1 pseudogene is annotated in these 446 nt (G+C 66.6%); it reads right to left on the reverse strand.

What is annotated here, in order from left to right:
* Nucleotides 1–262, reverse strand: a pseudogene (locus tag J5M67_RS28620) (hypothetical protein); the annotation flags it as partial.
* Between the last annotated feature and the right edge of the window lie 184 nt (nt 263–446).

A 446-nucleotide genomic window follows, 5' to 3' on the forward strand; every position in this document is an offset into this window, starting at 1 on the left:
GGTGGACGGCCGGATCGAACGCGGTCGCGCGATGGTGCAGATCGAGCACGCCGCTCGCGTAATCGATCGAGACGTCGCTGCCGAGCGTGCGGAAGATGTCGAGGATTTTGCGCACGTCGGTGATGTCCGGCACGCCGACGAGCCGCAGCGGCCGGTCGGTGAGGAGCGTCGCGCACAGGATGGGCAGGACGGCGTTCTTGTTGGCGGACGGCGTGATTTCTCCGCGAAGCGGGGCGCCGCCGTGGACGATCAGGTTCGACATGTTCGGATGCAGGTGGGTGTAATGACGCGCAAGGTCGATATCATGCCACCGATCGCGAGGATTTCGCAGATTCGTCGCGCGGCGCGAGGGCAGGCCGGACGATACGGGCGGCGCGAGGGGGACGACGATACGGGCGGGCGATAAGGCGGCGATAAGGTGGCGATAAGGCCGGGCGCTTCACATG

The organism is Pseudomonas sp. 30_B (genome assembly GCF_017491605.1).
In the GTDB taxonomy this organism is placed as follows: Bacteria; Pseudomonadota; Gammaproteobacteria; order Pseudomonadales; family Pseudomonadaceae; genus Pseudomonas.